Below are 19,559 nucleotides of genomic sequence, written 5' to 3' on the forward strand. Positions count from 1 at the left end.
CTAACGGATTTCGGCTGCTGAGGAGGAATGAGACGTGGGCGTTATGAGCGTATGGCACTGGTTGATCGTCGTGGCGATCCTGCTCCTGCTCTTCGGCCGAGGGCGCCTGTCGGCTCTGATGGGCGATCTCGGCAAGGGCCTGGGCACTTTCCGTCGCGAAGTCTCCACCGATGAGCAGAAGCGGCGGGTCGACTAACCTACCGTGTCAAAATCCCTCGTTGGGTTTCGGCAGGTTGCAACACCGATCCGCGCCGGCACCTAAAAAAATCCATATCGAGCGACGTTCCTGAAGGAGAAAAGAATGAGAATCTCGTCGGAGTTCGCGGTACTCCTGGGCATTGCGTTGGTAGCCGCGGGGTCAGCCAAAGCCGGTATCGATGAACAGAAAAAGCCATGTTCTGCAGCGCAGACGGCGGCTTTGGACAGCGCTGTCTCGGGATCGAAAGCAGGTCTAGTCAAAGCCGTAGAATCGCTCAAGTCACCAAAGTTGCCGGATGAGCAAAGGATCGTGACGTGGTTCGGCGCGGGTACGCCAAATGAAATAGCCGCCATTCGGAGTGTCTACGAAACAGCGCTTACGTTCAGCGGCATCACAAATTACTGGTGTCCTAACAACAGTATCCCGGAATTGGTTTGGGACGTGGGAGATATGGCGGCAGTTACCCCGGCCGCGCCCGGTGCAATGTTCTTTACGCCGGATTTCTTTGCTCTTTCACCGACCGGACAGGACAGCCAGCAAGGAACGATCGTTCATGAATTGTCACACCTGTCAGGCGCGACGCTGCGACCCGAGGTTTATCAACCTGGACCCGCCAAAGCCTTAGCGGCGAGTAATCCGGCGGATGCCCAAAAGAACGGCGACAGTTTTCAGTATTATTATGAAAACCTCATTTTCGGTGCGCCCTGACGCGCGTGTGTCGCTGGGCCCTCATGCGAAAAAATCCCCCAAGACCTACCCATGGAGGTTGTCATGAAGAAACTCGCCGCGCCGGTAATAGTGATGCTTCTTGCAAGTTCAGCTTTGAGCGCAGGTCAGGATGCCGACGACGCAAGGCGCAAGGACATCTCGGCAAAAGGTGCAGCGCTTTTTAAGAATACCGGAAATCACTGCCACGCCTTTCGCGACTTGGCGGCGTTTGCCGCGGGAAAAGCAAATGGCGCTTTGCAACTCGTCGAAGACTTGAAATTTGTGCTCATCGGCAAAGGTATCCTCGATAGGGGATCTGGCCCATATTATATCGGCAACACACCGGGTGCGCGCGGAGATAGCGGGTTTCAAGAATCATTGCGGGATGGCTCTCCGCAGGTCGAGCATGCGATGGCCGCAATCTACCTCGGTCGTGGTGAGGTGCCGGCAGGGATGGCTTCCGCGCTCGCTGCTTTCAGTGAAGTCGTTGGGGGAACCCCCAACGCGGCCGATGCCCAACTGTATCTGATTGGAGGCGATATCGGCGCCCGGCTCTCCGCGAGCAATTATCGCCAACTGCCAAATGTGATCGAGCGCACTATGTGCAAATAGACAGCGCTACCGATTTCGTGTCAATGATCAGCGACTCTGATCGGTGTGCGTGGGGTTCCTCACCAATGAGTTTCTGCTCGTCCAATTCGATAAAGGCGCTGTTGTTGTTCTCGAAGTTTTGGTCGCGAGAATCCGGTCAAGGCGCGAGTCCCAGTCTGCCATTTTATGCGACTTTTCGAGCACAAATGGCGAACATACAGCAGGCTGAACGTCAACCTTTTGGCGCGTTCAATAGCGTTTCCAACTGTCCGACGCTTTCGAGTACCAAGTTGAAATTCGGCACAGGCCCAAAAATCATGGCGGTCATGGCACCATAGTCTCGCCGCAGGGCATCAACCATTTCGTCATGAGGCAGCAGGGCGAAGGTCGGCGGTTCAGCTGATGCAAGGTCGTAGTCCTTGCGGTTGAAAAACATGCGAGCATGAGCCACGCAGTCGGCGCCAAGGTTTATATTCGCGATCGCCCGGCGGCCGGTTTCGGACTCCATGAGCCGATGAATATCATAGTAGTGTCGCGAGATCCGTTGACCGTCACCACGCAGTTCGCCCCGACGCTCAAACCAGCGACGCAGACCATGAAGGATCACGACCTTATCCCAAAAAGTCCGCTCCGGATCGACCGTAGTGACGTTGGGCACGCTCAGATCGACACCTGGCGCATCTTCATCGACATAAGGTCGAATGGTCTGCGGCGTGTTTGGGTCGAGTGCCGACTTCGCGCCTGACTCAATCTTCACTGCCGGACGGACATACGTCTCAACAGGCGTTGCGGTCGGATACCAAAGCAGGAGAGTCTGCTTGTCATCGTCGTCAGCTCGTACCTGAAAGTCTTCGAGCGACAGTCCCGTGCGCTCTGCGGCGGCAGCTACCAATTCAGTCAAGGCCGCCGCCATCGGGCCTTGGATATAGGCCGTACAGGCGTCCTTGATGGCATCGAGTTTCGCCTCCCGCTTGGTGCGACTGAGATTCTGAAGTTCGCCGACCGATGCCCCTGCCCCTAAATCACCGCGAAACACAGTGACGTCGATGTCCTCGGAAAACCGGCTGATCAGGCCGAACCCCTTGGAAAGGGAGGTGCCGCCTTTGAATAGCAGCCGTGGACTGTCGTCGGGCATTCCGTTGAACAGCGCGTCCAAGGTCCAGCACACCCAGAAGTCCTTTTCGATATTCTGCGGCGTGGAGCTAAGACGCTGAGCTGTTGTCGTAAACAGGCCCGCCCTTGTCTCGGCGTCGGCGCTCAGAACTTGGTCATAAGCAGAATTCATTGGCTCGGCATTCTCGGTGGCGTAGTCCCGTTCGGCTGGAGCTGGCCTTGGGATATCTCGGCCGCGTCCTTCAGCAAAGGCTTCAACAGAACCTGCATCCAGGCGGGAAGGGTTGGCAGGCCTTCGGCCAGGTCGGCGCGGAGGCGCTCACCTTGGTCGGGATCGTTCAGCAGTCGGCGCAGACGCCGAGACAGTTTCTGGTTCCCGTCATCCTGGCCCAGCATATCGCGCATCCAATGCAGCGCCTGGACGACGCGCATTGCCGGGCGCCCTGCCCAATAGAGTTTGCTGGCCGACGTGGGCCGGAAGGTGATGTCGAGGTTGCCAAGGCGAATCGGCCGCAACCGCGCGTCGGCGTGAACGACGATGCGAGCCGGCACCGCGTCAGTCAGACCGAGGTCATTTGCTGCGGTCATGCCGTCGACGAGGACCCGGATCTGATCGCGCCGTGCCACGGCGTCGATGACGCCACGAGGGTCTGGTGGGCTTTTCTGCTGGGTCAGGGTGTTGAATGTCGGTCGATCGTACAGTCCGCGATCAATCCGCCGCAGCTCGGCGGCCTTGACCATCCGCTGCAGCACCTTGTCCACCGCATCGCGATTGCCAAGGTCAAGAAAATCCGCGGGCGTCCAGACCGTGCGTGGTGGACTTGCCACCATGCGATCTTGGATGAGAGCCTTCAGGTCGGATCGAGTCTCGCTCATGTCCGAAATATGTATACGTATTTCGGACGAATGCCAAGCGCTGGAAGGTCCGAAAAATGTCCCCATATTTCGGACCTGGCTAACTTGCTACTAACAATCCAAGTAGCTGCCGAGCTCGACGTCCTCATCAAATAGTTGGTAGCGCAAAACGCCCTCATCGACGTAGAGCGGTTACGACACAATCACCCATTACTATCCAAGTTCGTGAATCGCTACGCTCGGCACAACAGCCTTGGCGATCTCACATAGGTGCTGGTGATGCGTAAGATAGATCACCTGACCGGCACTTGCCATTTCGCCAAACAACCTGAAGACTTCCTCGGAACGGACATGGTCGAAGGTTTCCATGATGTCGTCTGCGATGAAGGGTACGGAGGGCCGAAACTGCGCAAACTCGTAGTACCCCGCAAGCCTCAGGGCCAGATAGAGCTGAAAGCGCGCGCCCTTTGACAACGCATCGGCGACCTTGGATTGCCCATCGCGCTGCAACGCGATGAGCACTTCCCCACCCTTCACAGGTTGAGTTGTCAGGCCAGAGTACTGGCCGCGCGTCATAAGAGCGAACGCGTCTGATGCGCGCTCCATCATCCCGGAGCGGTGACGCTCGCGATAGAGACGCAGAGCATTTCCAGCCGACATTATTCCCAATTTGAGCTCGATATAGCGGACGGCCTTTTCCTCGATTTCCAGAAGGACGGTACGCCGTTCGGCATCTATGCGGGCAACAGCGCTGTCGCCGCCAATGGCGTCCAGCCTGTCGGTCGCGCGCGTCTGCCGAATGAGCTGTTGCTGCAACACCTCGTCAAGGTCGCGAAGCCGTTGCTCCGCTTCGGCCTTCTCGATTGCGAGACTGTCGAGATTGACGGCATCCAATATCGAACGCGCCTGCTCGAACCCTTCTACCGCGAGCTCGGACGACACCTGCTCCTGGAGTTCGGCCACGGCGCAGGCGATCCCTGTCGCGCAGCAGTTCGTCGCGTTGCACGACTTCGGATAGCGTGGCCACGCCAAAGACGCTCAGGACCTCGTTCTTGCTGCGCTCATATGCCGAAATTTCACCATCGAGGATCTCACGCGCTTCCTGCAGGCGCTGCAGGTCATTGACGAGATTTGCCTTCGCCTCGCCCGTGCGTTCGGCGCGCTCCAAGCGCTCGGCAAGCCGGATCGCTAGCTGTTCCGGTTTTTCGTTGTCCGCCACCTCGCCCGCCTCGGCTGCAACGGCATTGACCTCGACCAGGAAATTGTCTCTGTCCGCCTCCATCTTCTCGATGCGGAGCTGCATGGCGTCCCGGTCTTGACGACTCTTGGACAGTTCAGCCAATTGATCGAGGACGCTGCCGACGCCGGCCGCCGATATGCCGCTCTCGAGCCAGGTGCCCTTGAGCGCTTCGGCAACGCCGGCCAGCCATTCGTCCTCACGTCGCTCTGCCACGTCGACGGCTCGCCGCCTGGCGGCCAGATCCTCTTGCCGTGTGCTAACCGTTTTGAGTGCCTCGGTACGCTCGGCGTCAACCTTGAATTGCCTGTCAAGGAACAACTCTGCCACGGCCATGCCCGTCTCAAGGCTGTCGGCGGGATCTGAACCGACGCCGACACTCGCCAGAGCCCCGCTCAGCTCCAGGCGTATTTGGTCTCTCTCATCAACCGCCCGCTCGGCTTTCTTGCGGGCAAGCTCGATCTCATCCCAGGCCGCGAGCGCTTCGATCCGGGCAGCAATGCGATTCTCGATCAGCTCAATCAGCCGTTCGGAGGAAATTTCCAGGCACTCTCCGAATAGCTCTCTTGCCGCTGCGCGAATTTCCGAGTGTACGGCCTCCCGGTCCGAGCTGTTGCGTGCAAGTTGGTCGCGCGCATGCGCGATGGCGGCAGCGGTTTCAACGAGGCTGCGGCTTGCCGTGCGAACCTCAACGAGCTCCCGCGCGTTGGCCAGACGGCCTGCTCCGACACTGTCATCTCGAGCCAGTGCTGCCGCGAAATCGTCCGCCGTGTCCCCAGTGAGGTCATCGCGATGCCGTGCCCAGGCCTCGTCCCGGGCGCGACGAATGACGGCGGCGGCTTCATCGTCGGTGACATCGACCGAGGCGCGAAGGGCATCCAGCCGCACCGAAAGCAAGTCGTGATTGCCTTGGTGCTCGGCAAGACGCTCGGAAACGACGCCCCTGCTCTTCCCGAGCTCTGCTGCAAGCGCTTTCCATACGCCAAGCTGTCCAGCATTCGGAATGGCGACCCTAGCCAATGCCTGAGCATCTCCCGACCAGGGATGCAAGCGCGCGATCGCGGCCTCCCATCGAATTGCGCCGGCATCCACGGCCTCGCGTGTAGCCTTTATTTCCCTTAGGTGGCCACTTGCCTTTGCCGCCGACAATGCCGAGATCAGCCTTGCCCTGGCGGGCTCGGGCACGGCCCGTTCTTCGCCGACCCGCTCGCGTGCCGCCTGAAGCGCATCAGCGGCAGCCGCGGCCTCGTCGCGCGCGACGCGCACGCTGGTAACGATCCCAGATCGCTGCTCGACCATGGTGCGAACGGCACCAATGATTGCAGCAGGCAAAAGCAGTTTGGCAGGGTCCGGCTCGGAGGGCCTTCCAAGGGCGGCAAGGCAACTTGCCACTGCATTGTCGAGGATTTGCAGCTCCATCCTGCGACTTGGCAAGTCCAGGCCGGCTGAGACGTGGCGCACCTTGCGGTCGGCCAGGCCACGAACCCGTTCGGAGATCGCAAGGATCACCGCATCCACATCGACCGAGCCGATTTTGGTCGTAATCCGCTCGAGCTCGTCCACGCTCGCGGACAGCCGCGTTCTCAGACTGGCATCGGTCTCGATCATGTCGGCGACACTGCCCGTCCAGGTCCGTGACGGTGATGCGATGTCAGGCAAGGCGGCCAGTTGGGCTTCCTTACGTCGGATATCGGCAAGGATCGGGATCGCGCGAAGATATTTCGCGATCGTATCGAGCCGAGCCGACAGCACCGACCGTTCGGCGATGCTGCGGTCGTATTTTTCCGTCGCGTCCAGACGCTCTGTCTCGAGAGTTTCGAACGTCGACGCCAAGGTGTCGATTGCCTCCTTCCCGGACTTCAGTTCCGCAAGCCGCTTCTTGAGCAGCGCAAGCTCGGTTCCGTGTGCCTGCTTGCGATAGAGCCTGTCCGCTTCGGCCTCCAGCACGCTCAATGTATCGCTTGCGTGCCCGAGGCCAGCGCTGGCCGTGAACAGCAGCTTGCCTAGGTCGCCGCGCGATTCCAGGATTGATTTTCCACCTGCTTCCAGCGTTTCGTCGTCCAACGAGAACATGGTCTCGTATGCGTCGCGAGACAGCCCGGCGAGATGTGCTGATATCGCCATTTCGCTGACCGGTTGGCCATTCGCGTTCAACAATGAGTTGGTGCGCTGTTTCGTGCGTGTGAACGTGTGCTCCGCGCCGCCGAGTTCGAGCACCCCGCCGATGCGCATAGCGCTGTATTCGTGCAGGAAATTGTAACGGCTGCGTTCCTCGATGCCGAACAGCAGATCGAGATAGCCGGAAAGCGCGGTCGACTTGCCGGCTTCGTTCAAGCCGAAGACGATATGCAGGTCGGGACCGGATTCCGGTTTCGGTCCGAAGTCGATCGTCCTGTCGGTGAACTTGCCATAGCGAATGAGATCAAGTCGCCGGAGCCTCATTGTGATCCACCGGCCTTGAGGCGGGCGGTGACCAGGTCGGCGCCGTTGGCAAGCACCCTGTCGAGGAACGACTCCAGCTCAGCCTCGTCTTTGCCGGCGAAATCGCGCCCGTCAGGCGGAAGATCCCCGATCATCTTCTGGACTAACGCCTTCGCCTCGGCACGGAAGGCTTCCGAGCTGGCATCGGCGCGCATGGATTGAGCGAGTTCGAAAATCGGATCGGCGACACCCTCGGATGTTTCGGCTGCGGATGGAGCAACGTTAAGCTCCAGCTTCTCCACCCAGGTGTCCCCCGTCTGTTCGGCGATCTGCTCGGCTTCTGCGAGCAGCAGGTCGCGGTCGCGTATCAGCGTCCAAGATAAAGGTGACGCTCCGCCCAGTCCGAGACGGACCACAACATGACGGGAGTTGACAGAGGCGCGCACACCTTCGAGCGCGGAGCGGACTCGCCCTACGACTTCGGACCATTCCACCGTTTCGGTCAGGTCGACGTTCACCCGCTCGAATTGCGCGATACTGGTCAGCCGTTCTTCGATCTGAATGGTGCGGTCGTCTCGTACCGTCACCAGAGTGACGGATTTCTCTCCGGCCTCGTTGATGTCCCTGCCCTGCGGGATTCCCGGCATCACCACGGTGCTTGCCCCAGGATGGACTTGGCGGACATGGATATGCCCAAGCGCCCAGTAGTCGAAGCCATGACTGTGCAGGTCAGCGACGCTGCAGGGAGCATAGACGTCATGACCAGGCGATCCAGCCAGGCTAGTGTGCATGATGCCTACATTGACCGCGCCTTCTCGGGCGGCCGGGTATTTGGATAGCAGACTGTCCGGCGCCTTGGGATTGGCGAAGCTCAAGCCATGGAACATGACGTCGAGCCCGCCGGCTGTCTGCAGCACTGACTGGGGACGGCCACCGAAGATCGTGACCGTGTGCGGGAACACCAGCTGCTTCGATATCCGCGATAGCGCGTCATGATTGCCACGGATCTTGAAAACCCTGATGCCGGCCTGGTGAAGTCGTGTCATCTGTGACGCCAGAAAACGCGCCGTTTTCATCGACGTCTGGTCGCCATCATAGAGATCGCCGGCAATGACCAGCGCATCGACACGCTCCGCCAGGCAGAGGTCAACTATGGCGACAAACGCCTGACGGCTGGCGTCTCCGACGAGTTCGGCAAGGTCGCAGTTTCGCATCGCCAGCGAACGCAGCGGCGAGTCGAGATGGATGTCGGCGGTGTGAACGAATCGAAATGGCATGACACTGGCTCCGGTCCGAGCATAACGGCGTTCGGCTGCGGCTCGACAGGAAAAATCTCAAGATATGGGGTGTTGGCTCTCGAGCTATAGGTCGCCGTTCGAGCGAGGTGAGTGGCGATGTGTTGGGTAGGCGATGACACTCCTAAATTGGTGCGGTGGCTGACAAGTACGCTTAGCTTCATCAGCGACGCTACCGCCATCTTCGCCAAGCGATACGGATACGAGCTGCATCCTCACACCAACCCCACCCTGAAATCCTCCAGAACCTGGGCGAGCCTTGGCGCGCCGAGAAGCGTCATGACGCGCTTCGGCTGCAGCTTCGGTATCGCCCGATCGTAAATGGCAAGGTTGGTCGCCCCGTTGAGGCGCGAGGGATAAATGATCCCGTCGGGCTCAGATGGGTGTTCGTGAAACCCCAGTGACCACCGGCGTGCCAAGTTCTGGCGCTGTGCCCGAACGACATCGGTCGGCACACCCATCCGGACGGCATTATCGCCTCTGAGATCGACCAGGCGTAAGTCTGTCGTGGTCGCGATCTCCGCATAGCGCCGTCGGGTCAGCTCACCTCCTCTATTGGAAGATCGTCGACAAGCCCTTCGCGGCGGTCGCGGAGCACGGTCTCCAGGAAGCACACCTTCAGGGAGTCGAGGTAGAGAACGCCGAAGCGGTTGGCAGAAACACGACGCCGCGGATCGCTGAACCGGCTCGGTGACTTCCCGTACCCCAATGGATCAGGATAGGTGCTCCAGAGATCCGACCGAACGCCCGATCCTGCGGTATGGTCTCGATTTCGACCTTTGCGCGCCCGAAATCGGCTGGAGGTGGAACGCCGGGCATTCAGTCGAAATCGCCCCTGGCCATGCCTTCCGCCGCGGCCATCACCGCGGCGTCATCGCCTTGCTCAAGGGCTCGAAGGCCCGTCCGCCCATCGAGGGCGCCATGGCGCGACACTAGAAACCGATAGACCGCCCAGGCGCTGTTGCCGAGCGTCTCGTGCAGCGCCGGCAATGTCCCGAACGGTCGGCCATCCTTGTCGAGTTGCCAGACAGGAAAGCGGAAGCCGCGTTTGGCGCCATCGATCCCGAGCACCTGCCCGCTTTGCCGCCTGGCGTTGACTGTTACCCGCGAGGTGCCGAGCAGCTTAGCAAAGGCATCTGCGCTTAGCATTTCCTCGCCGGCAACAATTTCGGCGACCCGCTTGCGGCCACGCGCGCGCGCTTCGGCAAGCGCCGCCTCGAGTTCGGCATCCGGCTTGCCCGTGTCCTCGACGGGAAAAGTATCGTCTGAAGCGGTCGGTTGTTCCTCGACCGGCGTGATCGTCTGCGTACCAGCCGTTGGATCGACCTCTACCCGGAACGATACGCGATGGCCAATCTTGCGGCTGCGTGCGATCGCTTCCTGATAGCGTTCGAGCAACACCTTCTTGAAGTCTGCCTGTGCCGGCAGCTTCGCGTTGAAACTCAAGGCGGCGACTGCCGAATCGGACCCGGTCCCGCTATGATTGCTGCGTTTTGGAGCGGCCATGGTGACAACCTCCTGCTATCACCAATATGGTTGCTGATCGCAAGTTCGTCAAGTTCGATAATTTCGTAAAGTTAGTAGCGAATGGCTGCGGACTAAACAATTCCCCATGCCCGAAACCTTCCCCTGCCCGTCATCTCACGCAGGCCAAGCTCGCCGACCAGGTTGAGCGCCCCCTGTTTTGTCACTTTTAGCCGCTCCTGGATCATGCCGGCCGAGACAAGCGGCCGCGACAGCACCAGCTCGACCAGGTCTGGCAATTTTGAGCTGGCGCGTCGTTCACGAAGTCGCCGCTCCATCTGGCTTTTCGCCATCGTCAGCCGATCGTGCTCCTTCAAGCCAGCCAGCGCTGCGTCGTGGATTCCATCGAGGCAGGCCAGCAACCGATCGGAACGATTGCGCGCCCGCCGCCGCTCGCGCGAAATGTTTTTCGCGCCAAAATGCAGGCAAGCGAGATGGTTGGCGCCAATTCCTTCCTGGCGCAGCAGTGCGGCAACGAACAGTGGCCCGAGCCAGGCTGCATGCTGCAGCACCTCGATGTCGGACCAGGCCTCGAGCAGGACCGCAGCGCGCAGCACGACTGGTTGCCCCCGCGTTTCCGCGAGCACAGCATGCCATTCGGCCAGCCGATCTTCCTCGTTCCAGTCGAGATCGTAAATCAGGTCCGGCCGGTCGTCCGGGCGCGCCGCCTTCGCCGGCACGCCGGCACCGCTGAGAATTTTCGACGAGCGCGCCAGGACGGCATCGATCTCGGCAAATTCTTCGGCCAGCCGGTCGGCCTCGGCGTCATCGCCATCGTCGGCTTCCACAGAGGCAGTTCCAGCCCCCTCCCCGTCCCGGCTTTTTTGGCCCGCCGCCGGCATGGCGCCGCCGCGACCGGTCAGCGCCAAAAAGCCGTCGCGGCTGAGCGCCCAGTCCGGCTTTTGCGCAAAAATCCGCCGGCGGGTTCGCAGCACCGCATGCGCCCGGGTGAGTTCGTGGGTCGGGGTGCGGATGTCCATGTGGGCGTCGTGCAGCACGAGGTCCTCGAGGTGGACGAGTTCGCCCTCGAGCCAGAGCGCGGAAGCCGCGTCGGCAAAATGCTGGCGCTCGACAAAGCCGTCGCGGATGGGAGAGCGAGCGACCCGCTCGTCGAGGCGGACCAAAACCTCTGTCGCGCGCGCAACCGGCCCGATCAGGGTTTCTAGGGGCAGTTTGTCGAGCGTGTAAGCCATTGTTTTCATGATGTCTGATTCGCGTTGGTCAAGCTAGTGGGGGTCTCACTGGACTTACGTCGTGTTTCTTCAGGGACAAAGATCACTATCGATAATGACCTCTTATCGATAGTGATGGCTTTGGCAGCCCAAAGGCGCTAGATTCGGCGTGAGCACCGGCCGCGAGGGCGGCAGAAACCCGCTTGGAAGACGCCTTAATGGAGACTGCCCCTGCCCTGCCGACGTCACGCCGTCAGCGACGTGCTCGTGTGCGCCTGGCCTGTCGCGATGGCGACAAACCGGCGCTTGACCGCGGCAAACAACGCCGGCGGCAGCGGCCCGTAATAGCCGCTCTCCGTCTCCAGCGGCCGGATGTCGGGGCCTGGCCAGGCGAACCGGTTGCTTTCCGTCAAAACGATTCACGACCGCTCGCCGTCAAGCCGCAAGCGCAGCTTGACTGCGGTCGGGATCTCGATGGCATCAGCGGGATCGGACGGCGGCGTGTGGGTGATCGGCAGGACGCGGACGACCGTCGTGCCGTCCTCCTGCATGGCGACCAGCGCCAGCACCAGGCAGGGCCGATCCTCGTCGCCTTCTCCGCGGCCCTCGCGGTGTTGCCAATGCCAGAGATAGGAATAACGGAAGACGTGGCCGACCTTGATTTCAGCCGGCAGCATTTTTCGCCGTCAGGCTTTTTGCCCCGGAGGGATCTGACCCAACGAGCTCGTCGTTGAGATGATCAAAACCCGGCTTCATTTCCGAAGCTTCGACCGCAGCGATTTCGTCCGCGCTGAGCTCCGCTGTCGGTTCGACCCGCCGGTCGCGCTTCGACAGCCGGACAAAATCCTCGTAGGCCAGCAGCACGGTGCGCGGGCGGCCATTCTTGGTGATGATGACCGGATCGCGGACCGCGGCATCCTGATAGGCGCCAAAGTTTTTCGAGACGGCGGCGGCGGTGACGGTGGTGGTCATGGCCAAAGCTCCTTTGTTCCGGAATATACGGGCTTTACGGGCTTTTCGCAAATGTCGGGCGGTAACCAGATGGAGCCAAGCCAATGACAGGGCAGCTTGCCAACGCCAAGACTGCTGAAATCGTCGCGAGACGGGCCGAAGCCCTCGACGCGCTCGATTCCGTGCTGCCCTTCGACCGTCGCGATTTTCTGGCCGGGCTTTTGACCGATGACGACGTCGCCACCCTGCGCCACCTGGCGAAAGAAGGCATCGGCGCAAATTCTCTGCGGGCGCTGGCCTCCGACCTCGGCTATCTCGAGGCCTGGGCGCTCGCCGCGACCGGACAGCCGCTGCCCTGGCCAGCGCCGGAGGCGTTTTTGATAAAATTCGTCGCCCACCATTTGTGGGATTTCACGAAACGCGAGACCGATCCAGCGCACGGCATGCCCGAAGAGGTTGCGGCGATCCTGAAATCCCGAGGGGTTTTGCGCAGCGACGGACCGCACGCGCCCGCCACCGTGCGCCGGCGTCTGTCGAGCTGGTCGACGCTGACCAAATGGCGCGGTCTCAGGGGAAAATTCAATGGGCCGGGGCTGCAGAGCGCCGTAAAACTGGCGGTGCGCGCCAGCGCCCGTCCCCGCGGCCGCAAGAGCAAAAAGGCGGTGACCGCCGATATTCTGGCCGTCATGCTGAAAGCCTGTGTCGGCGATCGCCTCGTCGACGTGCGCGACCGCGCCCTTCTCATCACCGCCTTCGCGTCGGGCGGCCGCCGCCGCAGCGAAATGGCATCGCTTAGGTTCGAGCAGATCGTCGAAGAAGAGCCCGTGCCGGCCAATCCGAAGAATCCCGACGGCGAAAAGCTGCCGTGCCTGTCGATCCGACTTGGCCGCACCAAGACTACACAAGCTGAAAGCGACGCGTTCGTTCTGCTCGTCGGCCGTCCGGTGTTGGTTTTGAAAGACTGGCTCGAGCGAGCTGGCATCACCGAAGGCGCTGTGTTTCGCGGCATCGACCGTTGGGGCAATCTCGAAAAACGCGCGCTGACGCCGCAGGCGGTCAATCTAATCCTGAAACGCCGCGTCGCCGAGGCCGGGCTCGACCCAGCGGCGTTTTCCGCCCACGGCCTTCGCTCCGGCTATCTCACCGAAACCGCCCGCCGCGGCATTCCGCTGCCCGAAGCCATGCAGCAGTCGCAGCATCGCTCAGTGCAACAGGCGTCGAACTACTACAACGATGCCGAACGCACGCTCGGGCGAGCGGCGCGGATAATCGTCTGAGTCGCAGATCGATCCGACACATCACAGCTTACGGCTTCAGCTCCCTGACTATTGGTTCCGAGACAGCCGCGCTTGTCGCGGCGTGCGCGCGGCCTCAGGGTTGCAGCTGACAGAAAGCCCCTCCTGTTCTCGTTACGCGCCAAACAACCGCCTGTCCCAGTAGACGGGCTGGTGCAAACTTGTCTGGATCCTCGAAACTCCGGATGCGCCGGATTGATCGGCACATTGCAATCGAGACGCGCCACGACACTCGGCACCAGCAGGATGACGCTGCGCCGTTCTAAACACCAGGTTTCGCCAAATGCCTTGCTCACGGTCGCCGGCATGGTGTCCCAGCCGGGCAGTGACGGCTGCGAAAAGACCTTGTAGCTGAGTTCGCGCGGGATCGTGATTTCGATGAGTGCTGGTTGGGCGGCAGGCGGCAACTGCCATGTACCAGCTTTTCCAACAGGGCCGTCGAATAGTGCTCGCTCGTGTAGATGATAGGACATCCGCGGGTGTTCCATCGCCCTGGCGATTGTCGAACCGGTCGCATCCAAGATCGGTAGGTGCCGGCCGGACCACCGATACGAAGGACGATAGCCTGCGATCGAGAGTCTGCGCCGTCACGCAGCACTGCCGTACTTCAGACCTGCGAGGATATCGATCACGATTTCGGCGCCGAACTCGTTCAGGATAACGATGTCGATCGGTCGCTTGTCCTCAATCATCGGGTGCGGCCGAAACAAGAAATCGCGCGCTTCCTCTTCGTTCTGCCAGACATCGACAGCAAGACTCCAGACGCGCGCCACGCGGGCCAATCGTGTGCCCTCGTCCGACGAGAGACGATGTGCCGCCTTGCGCCGCTCGTAGGTCGCCTTGGAGATCAGTCGGTATTTGAACTGAGAATCGCCAGGGGCCAGAAGATGCGCAACGCGCTCGAGCGCCCCGATGGGAAGTCCATTCTCGATCCGGGAGATCAGCCCGAAAGGCGACCGCGACGCCACCTCCTCAATGGGCAGCCCCAACACGTCGGCGACATCTCCAAACGCCAGCATCTCACGCTCCATTCCATGTGAGGCAAAACATCGTCTCACATGATGCGCTATGCAAGCCCCGCATCAGCGCGGACGATCCGCCAACGGTTACCCGGCCATTTTTGCTGTCACAGCGTTCGCCTTCAACGCCGCCATCAGCATAGGCCCGACCGAAAACTCCCCTGCCCTTGCCTTTTCGGTTAGAACCCGCAGGTAGCCGCCCGCCGAGTTGATGTGCTGCGCCCTTTGCAAGATACAGGCAATCACGATGGCGGCGGTCTCCTGGCCCATCACATGGCAAGCCTCCTCGTATGCTGAGGGCGAAATACCAAGGTAGCCTCGTACCTGGACGGCGGTAATCATCAATTCGCGCCAATTTCCAATGCCTTGCACGGCATAGTCTGAAATTTCCGGGCAGGCTTTCAGCACCAGTCCGATCGGATAGCTCTTCGGTTTCTCGGCGGCTGCCTGGCTTGGCTCGACCGCCGCCCTGCTTTTGTCAAAAGCCGGTTCAAAGACAAAAATGGAGTCTGTGTTTGAATCAGATTGCTGCCGCTCATTTTGGGACTCATTGGCGCTAGGATTCATGGAATTCATGAAGTTTTCCAGCATCATATCCACTTCGTCATGAAGTCTGGTCAGTTCGGCGACGATTGCCTCCAGTTCGGACAGCCCTGCCCGTCGCGGGATTGCATCTACAATGGCTCTGAACCGTCTCCAGACGGCCTCCCAGTCGCCAGGAACGCCCTCCTCGATCGCGGCCTCGACAAGTTTGTGGATGTCGCGACGATGGAGGGTTATCCGCTCCCTCATTAGCCTGAGCGCCTGGCTGTCGGCGCGCACCTGTTCGGCAGCACGCTGAAACTCAGCGGCCCGTGTCAGCAGCGGCGCCAGTGAGAATCCGAACGCCTCCTCAATGGCGCCACCCTTCCCTTTCCGGGCGAACCTTTTGCCATTTGGACTGTCGCGGCGGATGATCAGGCCGCAACTCACCAGCTCGGCCAGTTGTCGCCGCAATGTGGAACTGGGCATACCGTGTGTGCGCAGTGACAACTGTGCGTTCGAGGGGAAGACCATCAGGCCGTTTTCCTCGCTGATCTGGTCGTCCGGATAGAAGGACAAGAGCCCGCTCAGCACGGCCAGAGCGCGATCTCCCACACCTACGACAGCCTTGCCTTCGCACAACCAACGATAGACCTGCCACTTCTCGACGAGGGCTCCATCAGGAATCTCTCGTGATGCCGCGTTCGCTTGCACCAGCGCAAGCGTCATCGGCCGCCGCCCAAAGGGCGTCGTTCCATACCCACTCTCCATTTCCCTCACCTTTCAATCAGGCAAAAGAAATCTGCTCGCCGAAACGGCGCCACGACTCTTGACAGTGATTCGGGGAAGTGCGATTCTCAGCTTGCTACAGACTTGAGAAGGGCTTCCGCGACGGTGACGTTCGGGGGCCTTTTTCTTTTGCGGTCTTAGTCTCCTGTTTTCTTCGCCATTTCCGACTCCCGAAAAGCTTCGAAAAGCTCATCGAGCTTGCCGGCAATGAATGCGCCGAAGGGCGATGCTTCCTTGGATTTCAAGGCAAGCGTGAACACTTTTCCCGTGTCGGTGATCTTGGCTCGAACTGATTTATCCTTGGGTACCCAAGCCCGCTCCTGGGGCTTCGATGCCGCCTGCGGGCGCTTCACCGGGGCGCTCACAAAGTCGAACAGACGGGCAAAACGGGCCTCACCGCCTGACTGCGCGAAATCCGCGATTGCCACGCACTCGGCTGCCCTCGCCGCAGCACCAGGATGCTCCATGAGCTTGGCAAGCTGCCACCAGCGGTCTCGGCCAATGCCCTTGGCCGCACCCACCGCAACAATCACCTGCTCTGGAATGGTGCTGATCACAGAACGCATCTTCGAGAAAGTCGTGTCGTCGAGCGAAAGAGCTGATTTCACTGTATCCGGGGAATGGCCTCGCTTGAGAATGCGGTCTGCAAAAAGCGTTCGCTCAATGAAGGACAAATCGGCTCTGGCGGCGTTCTCCTGGCCTTGGGCGATGACATGGTCCCTATCGTCCATCTTCTTGACGACGGCGCGGACCGGTCGGTCCAACTGGCGCGCGACCCTGACACGCCTGTGGCCAAAGACGGTTTGGAAGCGGCCCGAAACCTCGGGGTGAGGCCTGACCAGAACCGGCGAATCCTGCCCTCTCTCACGAATAGCTGCCAGCAGTTCCTGGAAAGCCTCATCGTCATCGTCCATGCGGTCGGAAACGAATGACGTATCGACCAATGCCGGATCGAGATCGACGACCGAACTCTTCGAGAGTTCCTCGAACGACTGCATAATCGAGCGGGAAGCGCCGCGAGCGGCATAGGCTGAGACGTCCTTGACGTTCGCGACCGACGCCGCGGGGCCCATAACGCTGCCAAATATGTCCTTGCGTGCCATTCAATCGCTCCGATTCTCGGTTAGTCGACTGATTTCACGACTAAAATTCCCATTATTTACTGCCGTAAAACCCGCCGTCATGACCGCCCCCATGCGCGATGGATGAGCGTCGCGATCTCGGAGTTCACCGCATCCAGTGATTCCAGTGCGCGGTCGTAGGTAGAGCGGGTAAAGGACGACTTCTCGACCTCGTAGAGTGTCTGTTTCGTCAGCCCCGCATCCGAAATGGCCGTCGACTTGAGCATCGGATTTTCGAGAATCTGGCCAGCCAGCATTGACTGCATGAAGCCAACCATCTGCGCCTGCGGGATGTCTGTCGGTTCGTAGCGCGTGATCAGGTAGCGAAACCAATCCAGCTCGATTGCTGCACCGGCTGCCTTGATGGTTTTCAAGATGCCGCCGAGCATCAGCAGGAACTGGCTCATCGACATCAGGTCGAGCATTTGAGGGTGAACCGTGATGAGGACAGATGTCGCCGCCGACATCGCCGTCAAAGTCAGATAGCCGAGTTGCGGAGGGCAATCGACAATCACGACGTCATAGCGGTCGTCCACCTCCGATAACGCCCCTGCAAGCCTGGTGAAGAACTGGCGACCTACGTTCGACGTTCTGTCCTGCATGGCGAGCGGCGTGTCGTACTCATACTCCTGCAGTTCAAGACTGGCTGGAATGATATCCAGACCGGGAAAATTCGTGGGCACGATCACGTCGGAGATCGGCTTGCGCTCGTCGTCATAACGGATCGCCTCATATACAGAGAGGTTCCGATCAAGTTCCGGCTGGAAGCCATGCAAGGCGGACAGCGAGGCTTGCGGGTCGAGATCGACGGCAAGGACGCGATGGCCCGTCAGAGCTAGATGCTGGGCGAGGTGAGCGGCGGTGGTTGTCTTGCCGCTGCCACCCTTGAAGTTGACGACAGCGACAACCTGGAGCTTGTCGCCAGGCTTGCGGTGCGGGACGTATTTCTTGACCTCGGTCCTGCCGTGTCGATCCAGGAAATGACGCAGCTCAAGCATCTGCTCGGCGGTATAGGATCGGCGTCCCGACGGTATCTGCTCGGGCAGGGGGCCCTTGCGTTCCAGATGAAGGCGCTTCAGATTGTTCTGCGATACTCCGAGATAGTGGGCTACCTCCGCCATCGAAAAAGACCGAAGGGTCTTGGTCGCATTGGGCGGGAACTTCTCCATACGAAGCTGATTCAGTCGCCGCGATATCTCTTCGCCCTGCTCGATGATCGTGTTATCGAACTCGAAGCGTGGCAGCCGCATGGCAATGTTCATTTCTCGTCAAAACCTGAATTGGCGCTTTTTGTAAGCAATCCACTCAACAAGCGCCATTAAGCTCCGATTCGGCCAACCGCGGCAAGAAGTTTTAGGTTAACAAAAGGTTAGCGGGGCCGAGGGGCTTTACGACTGCAGCTGAGGTCATGAAGCCAATGCTCATGTGTGGAAGCCCATATTTGTCCCGCTCTCTGAGCTAAACACATGTTTTCTCTGCAACAAAGGCCATTTTTTACCGCAGTAAAATCATGCTTGTCGGGCAGGGATTGCAAACGGCCGCACGCGGAACACGGCCGCCTAGATCTCAGCCGAGGTCGGGGCAGGATCGCTGGGCGCGCAAACGCCCGCCCGGAGTCAGATCACCGTGGACGTGGTCTGGGCGCTCGCTCGCGAGAATACACCGGGTTGGGGAGGGGATGCCGGCTCGAGCCGACATTTCTGGACTGGCCGGACTGACTGACGCATTCCCTTGGTGTAGGGCGAATCTCGGCAAGCTCTCGGGAGTAGATTTTCGGGAGGTCTCGGCGCAAGCGCTCGGCGGTCTGGTCGAGCAGGTCGCGGACGTGCGTATACGGGCAGTTGACCAGCCAGCAGTCTCCGTTACCGCGGCGAGTATGTAGAGGATCCAACTTTCCCACGCGCCCTCAGTCGTCACGGCGAGAAGGCGATCGCAGTGGGCTCCTTTGTTTCGGATGATATAACGGCTTAGATAGAGCACCGGGATGTCCAGGAGGCCCTTGTCAACCAGATAAAGCAGGTTCAGCACGCGGCCGGTTCTGCCATTGCCGTCGACAAACGGATGGATGGCCTCGAATTGGTAGTGCATCACGGCGAGGCGGATCAACGGATCCGGCACGGCCCTGGTCAACCAGGCGACGGGTGCGGTTGTCTACACCCCGCCCGAGGGACAGAACCTCCTGCGCGACAAGCTGGCGAACTGGGAGCGCTACATCCATGAGGCCGAGGACATCGCGTCGACCGAATGTCGAGTTCGACACCCTTGATGGTGCGGCACACCGCGACTGCCGTTGATGTCGTCACAGGACGCTCTTGCAGAGTTCGGAAGCCCTGATTGAGCGCGGTGCGGTAGCGCAGCGCCTCCTTCGTGGCAGCATCAGCCAGATTTCCGGCTTCGTTGGCGAAGCGAAACAAGCGGTCTGTCGTCGTGACGATGTTCTCTATTTCGGAACTTGCCTGGGCTTCTAAGAGCGGGATAGAGTTGATGAGGACTGCTTGGTTCGGGATAAGCTGACCCGATACCCTGAGTTCTGCTAGGCCGCTCGCGCCACTATGCAGGCCTTGAGCACCACCTTCGTTTCAACATCCTCCTTTGGTGGCAGGGGAGGGAGGTCATTGTAAGGCCGGTCAGCCTGAATGTCGGGGTTGATATGTCGTTGGCATTGACCTTGCCCCCAGTTTCTATCCAGTTTTGAGTTCGTTTCCGGCGTGGGTTGTGCCCTGCTGGGCGGGTGAAGGGACGGGCGC

19 protein-coding genes and 2 pseudogenes are annotated in these 19,559 nt (G+C 60.3%); 4 read left to right on the forward strand and 17 right to left on the reverse strand.

Annotated features, from left to right (window positions below; genetic code table 11):
* Nucleotides 1-43 precede the first annotated feature (43 nt).
* The 3 genes from tatA to NKH52_RS17825 all read left to right on the forward strand — a co-directional run bounded on the left by tatA (nucleotide 44) and on the right by NKH52_RS17825 (nucleotide 1,519).
* Nucleotides 44-196, forward strand: coding sequence for a twin-arginine translocase TatA/TatE family subunit (tatA, locus tag NKH52_RS17815; protein WP_352731868.1), 153 nt, complete (start codon nucleotides 44-46; stop codon nucleotides 194-196).
* Nucleotides 197-301: 105 nt separating this feature from the next.
* Nucleotides 302-907, forward strand: a complete 606-nt coding sequence (locus tag NKH52_RS17820) for a M35 family metallo-endopeptidase (RefSeq protein ID WP_352731654.1) — start codon at nucleotides 302-304, stop codon at nucleotides 905-907.
* Nucleotides 908-970: 63 nt separating this feature from the next.
* The gene (locus NKH52_RS17825) at nucleotides 971-1,519 is read left to right on the forward strand and encodes a hypothetical protein (protein ID WP_352731652.1); all 549 of its coding nucleotides are present in this window, start codon (nucleotides 971-973) and stop codon (nucleotides 1,517-1,519) included.
* A gap of 211 nt (nucleotides 1,520-1,730) precedes the next feature.
* Here the strand turns inward: NKH52_RS17825 and NKH52_RS17830 are convergent, their stop codons facing one another.
* From NKH52_RS17830 to NKH52_RS17875, 10 genes and pseudogenes are all read right to left on the reverse strand, one after another.
* Nucleotides 1,731-2,783, reverse strand: a complete 1,053-nt coding sequence (locus tag NKH52_RS17830) for a nucleotidyl transferase AbiEii/AbiGii toxin family protein (RefSeq protein WP_352731650.1) — start codon at nucleotides 2,781-2,783, stop codon at nucleotides 1,731-1,733.
* Nucleotides 2,780-3,487, reverse strand: coding sequence for a DUF6088 family protein (locus NKH52_RS17835; RefSeq protein ID WP_352731648.1), 708 nt, complete (start codon nucleotides 3,485-3,487; stop codon nucleotides 2,780-2,782). Before NKH52_RS17835 ends, NKH52_RS17830 begins: the two co-directional genes overlap by 4 nt.
* A 192-nt stretch (nucleotides 3,488-3,679) precedes the next feature.
* On the reverse strand, nucleotides 3,680-4,360 hold the full coding sequence (locus NKH52_RS17840) for an ATP-binding protein (RefSeq protein WP_352731647.1): 681 nt from the start codon (nucleotides 4,358-4,360) through the stop codon (nucleotides 3,680-3,682).
* On the reverse strand, nucleotides 4,290-7,145 hold the full coding sequence (locus NKH52_RS17845) for an AAA family ATPase (protein ID WP_352731645.1): 2,856 nt from the start codon (nucleotides 7,143-7,145) through the stop codon (nucleotides 4,290-4,292). Before NKH52_RS17845 ends, NKH52_RS17840 begins: the two co-directional genes overlap by 71 nt.
* Nucleotides 7,142-8,401 carry a metallophosphoesterase family protein gene (locus NKH52_RS17850; RefSeq protein WP_352731643.1) on the reverse strand — a complete coding sequence of 420 codons (1,260 nt, stop codon included), beginning with the start codon at nucleotides 8,399-8,401 and terminating at the stop codon, nucleotides 7,142-7,144. Before NKH52_RS17850 ends, NKH52_RS17845 begins: the two co-directional genes overlap by 4 nt.
* Before the next feature lie 233 nt (nucleotides 8,402-8,634).
* A complete protein-coding gene (locus tag NKH52_RS17855) occupies nucleotides 8,635-9,033 on the reverse strand; it encodes an RES family NAD+ phosphorylase (RefSeq protein ID WP_352731641.1) in 399 nt (132 codons plus the stop codon).
* 205 nt (nucleotides 9,034-9,238) lie between these two features.
* Nucleotides 9,239-9,925, reverse strand: coding sequence for an XRE family transcriptional regulator (locus tag NKH52_RS17860; RefSeq protein ID WP_352731638.1), 687 nt, complete (start codon nucleotides 9,923-9,925; stop codon nucleotides 9,239-9,241).
* A 92-nt stretch (nucleotides 9,926-10,017) separates the two neighbouring features.
* Nucleotides 10,018-11,145 carry an RHE_PE00001 family protein gene (locus NKH52_RS17865; protein ID WP_352731637.1) on the reverse strand — a complete coding sequence of 376 codons (1,128 nt, stop codon included), beginning with the start codon at nucleotides 11,143-11,145 and terminating at the stop codon, nucleotides 10,018-10,020.
* Between the two features lie 215 nt (nucleotides 11,146-11,360).
* Nucleotides 11,361-11,792, reverse strand: a pseudogene (locus NKH52_RS17870) (plasmid maintenance toxin (PemK-like)).
* Nucleotides 11,779-12,087 (reverse strand): type II toxin-antitoxin system Phd/YefM family antitoxin, encoded by a 309-nt coding sequence (locus NKH52_RS17875; protein WP_352731634.1) that lies wholly within the window; start codon nucleotides 12,085-12,087, stop codon nucleotides 11,779-11,781. The pseudogene NKH52_RS17870 and the gene NKH52_RS17875 overlap by 14 nt, the downstream one beginning before the upstream one ends.
* A gap of 83 nt (nucleotides 12,088-12,170) precedes the next feature.
* Between NKH52_RS17875 and NKH52_RS17880 the strand changes: the two genes are divergently transcribed.
* A complete protein-coding gene (locus NKH52_RS17880; protein ID WP_352731632.1) occupies nucleotides 12,171-13,343 on the forward strand; it encodes a site-specific integrase in 1,173 nt (390 codons plus the stop codon).
* 132 nt (nucleotides 13,344-13,475) lie between these two features.
* Here NKH52_RS17880 and NKH52_RS17885 read toward each other — a convergent pair.
* From NKH52_RS17885 to NKH52_RS17915, 7 genes and pseudogenes are all read right to left on the reverse strand, one after another.
* Nucleotides 13,476-13,952: pseudogene (locus NKH52_RS17885) on the reverse strand (RES family NAD+ phosphorylase).
* Complete coding sequence (locus NKH52_RS17890) at nucleotides 13,949-14,380, reverse strand: antitoxin Xre-like helix-turn-helix domain-containing protein (protein ID WP_352731865.1); 432 nt, start codon at nucleotides 14,378-14,380, stop codon at nucleotides 13,949-13,951. The pseudogene NKH52_RS17885 and the gene NKH52_RS17890 overlap by 4 nt, the downstream one beginning before the upstream one ends.
* 87 nt (nucleotides 14,381-14,467) lie before the next feature.
* Nucleotides 14,468-15,673 carry a plasmid replication protein RepC gene (gene repC / locus NKH52_RS17895; protein ID WP_352731631.1) on the reverse strand — a complete coding sequence of 402 codons (1,206 nt, stop codon included), beginning with the start codon at nucleotides 15,671-15,673 and terminating at the stop codon, nucleotides 14,468-14,470.
* A 155-nt stretch (nucleotides 15,674-15,828) separates the two neighbouring features.
* Nucleotides 15,829-16,794 carry a plasmid partitioning protein RepB gene (gene repB / locus NKH52_RS17900; RefSeq protein ID WP_352731629.1) on the reverse strand — a complete coding sequence of 322 codons (966 nt, stop codon included), beginning with the start codon at nucleotides 16,792-16,794 and terminating at the stop codon, nucleotides 15,829-15,831.
* 77 nt (nucleotides 16,795-16,871) lie between these two features.
* Nucleotides 16,872-18,074, reverse strand: a complete 1,203-nt coding sequence (gene repA / locus NKH52_RS17905; protein WP_127296708.1) for a plasmid partitioning protein RepA — start codon at nucleotides 18,072-18,074, stop codon at nucleotides 16,872-16,874.
* 304 nt (nucleotides 18,075-18,378) lie between these two features.
* A complete protein-coding gene (locus tag NKH52_RS17910; protein ID WP_502908054.1) occupies nucleotides 18,379-18,900 on the reverse strand; it encodes a Fic family protein in 522 nt (173 codons plus the stop codon).
* Between the two features lie 38 nt (nucleotides 18,901-18,938).
* On the reverse strand, nucleotides 18,939-19,370 hold the full coding sequence (locus NKH52_RS17915) for a Fic/DOC family N-terminal domain-containing protein (RefSeq protein ID WP_502908055.1): 432 nt from the start codon (nucleotides 19,368-19,370) through the stop codon (nucleotides 18,939-18,941).
* Nucleotides 19,371-19,559: the final 189 nt, after the last annotated feature.

This window comes from Mesorhizobium sp. M1066, from assembly GCF_040318635.1.
In the GTDB taxonomy this organism is placed as follows: Bacteria; Pseudomonadota; Alphaproteobacteria; order Rhizobiales; family Rhizobiaceae; genus Mesorhizobium.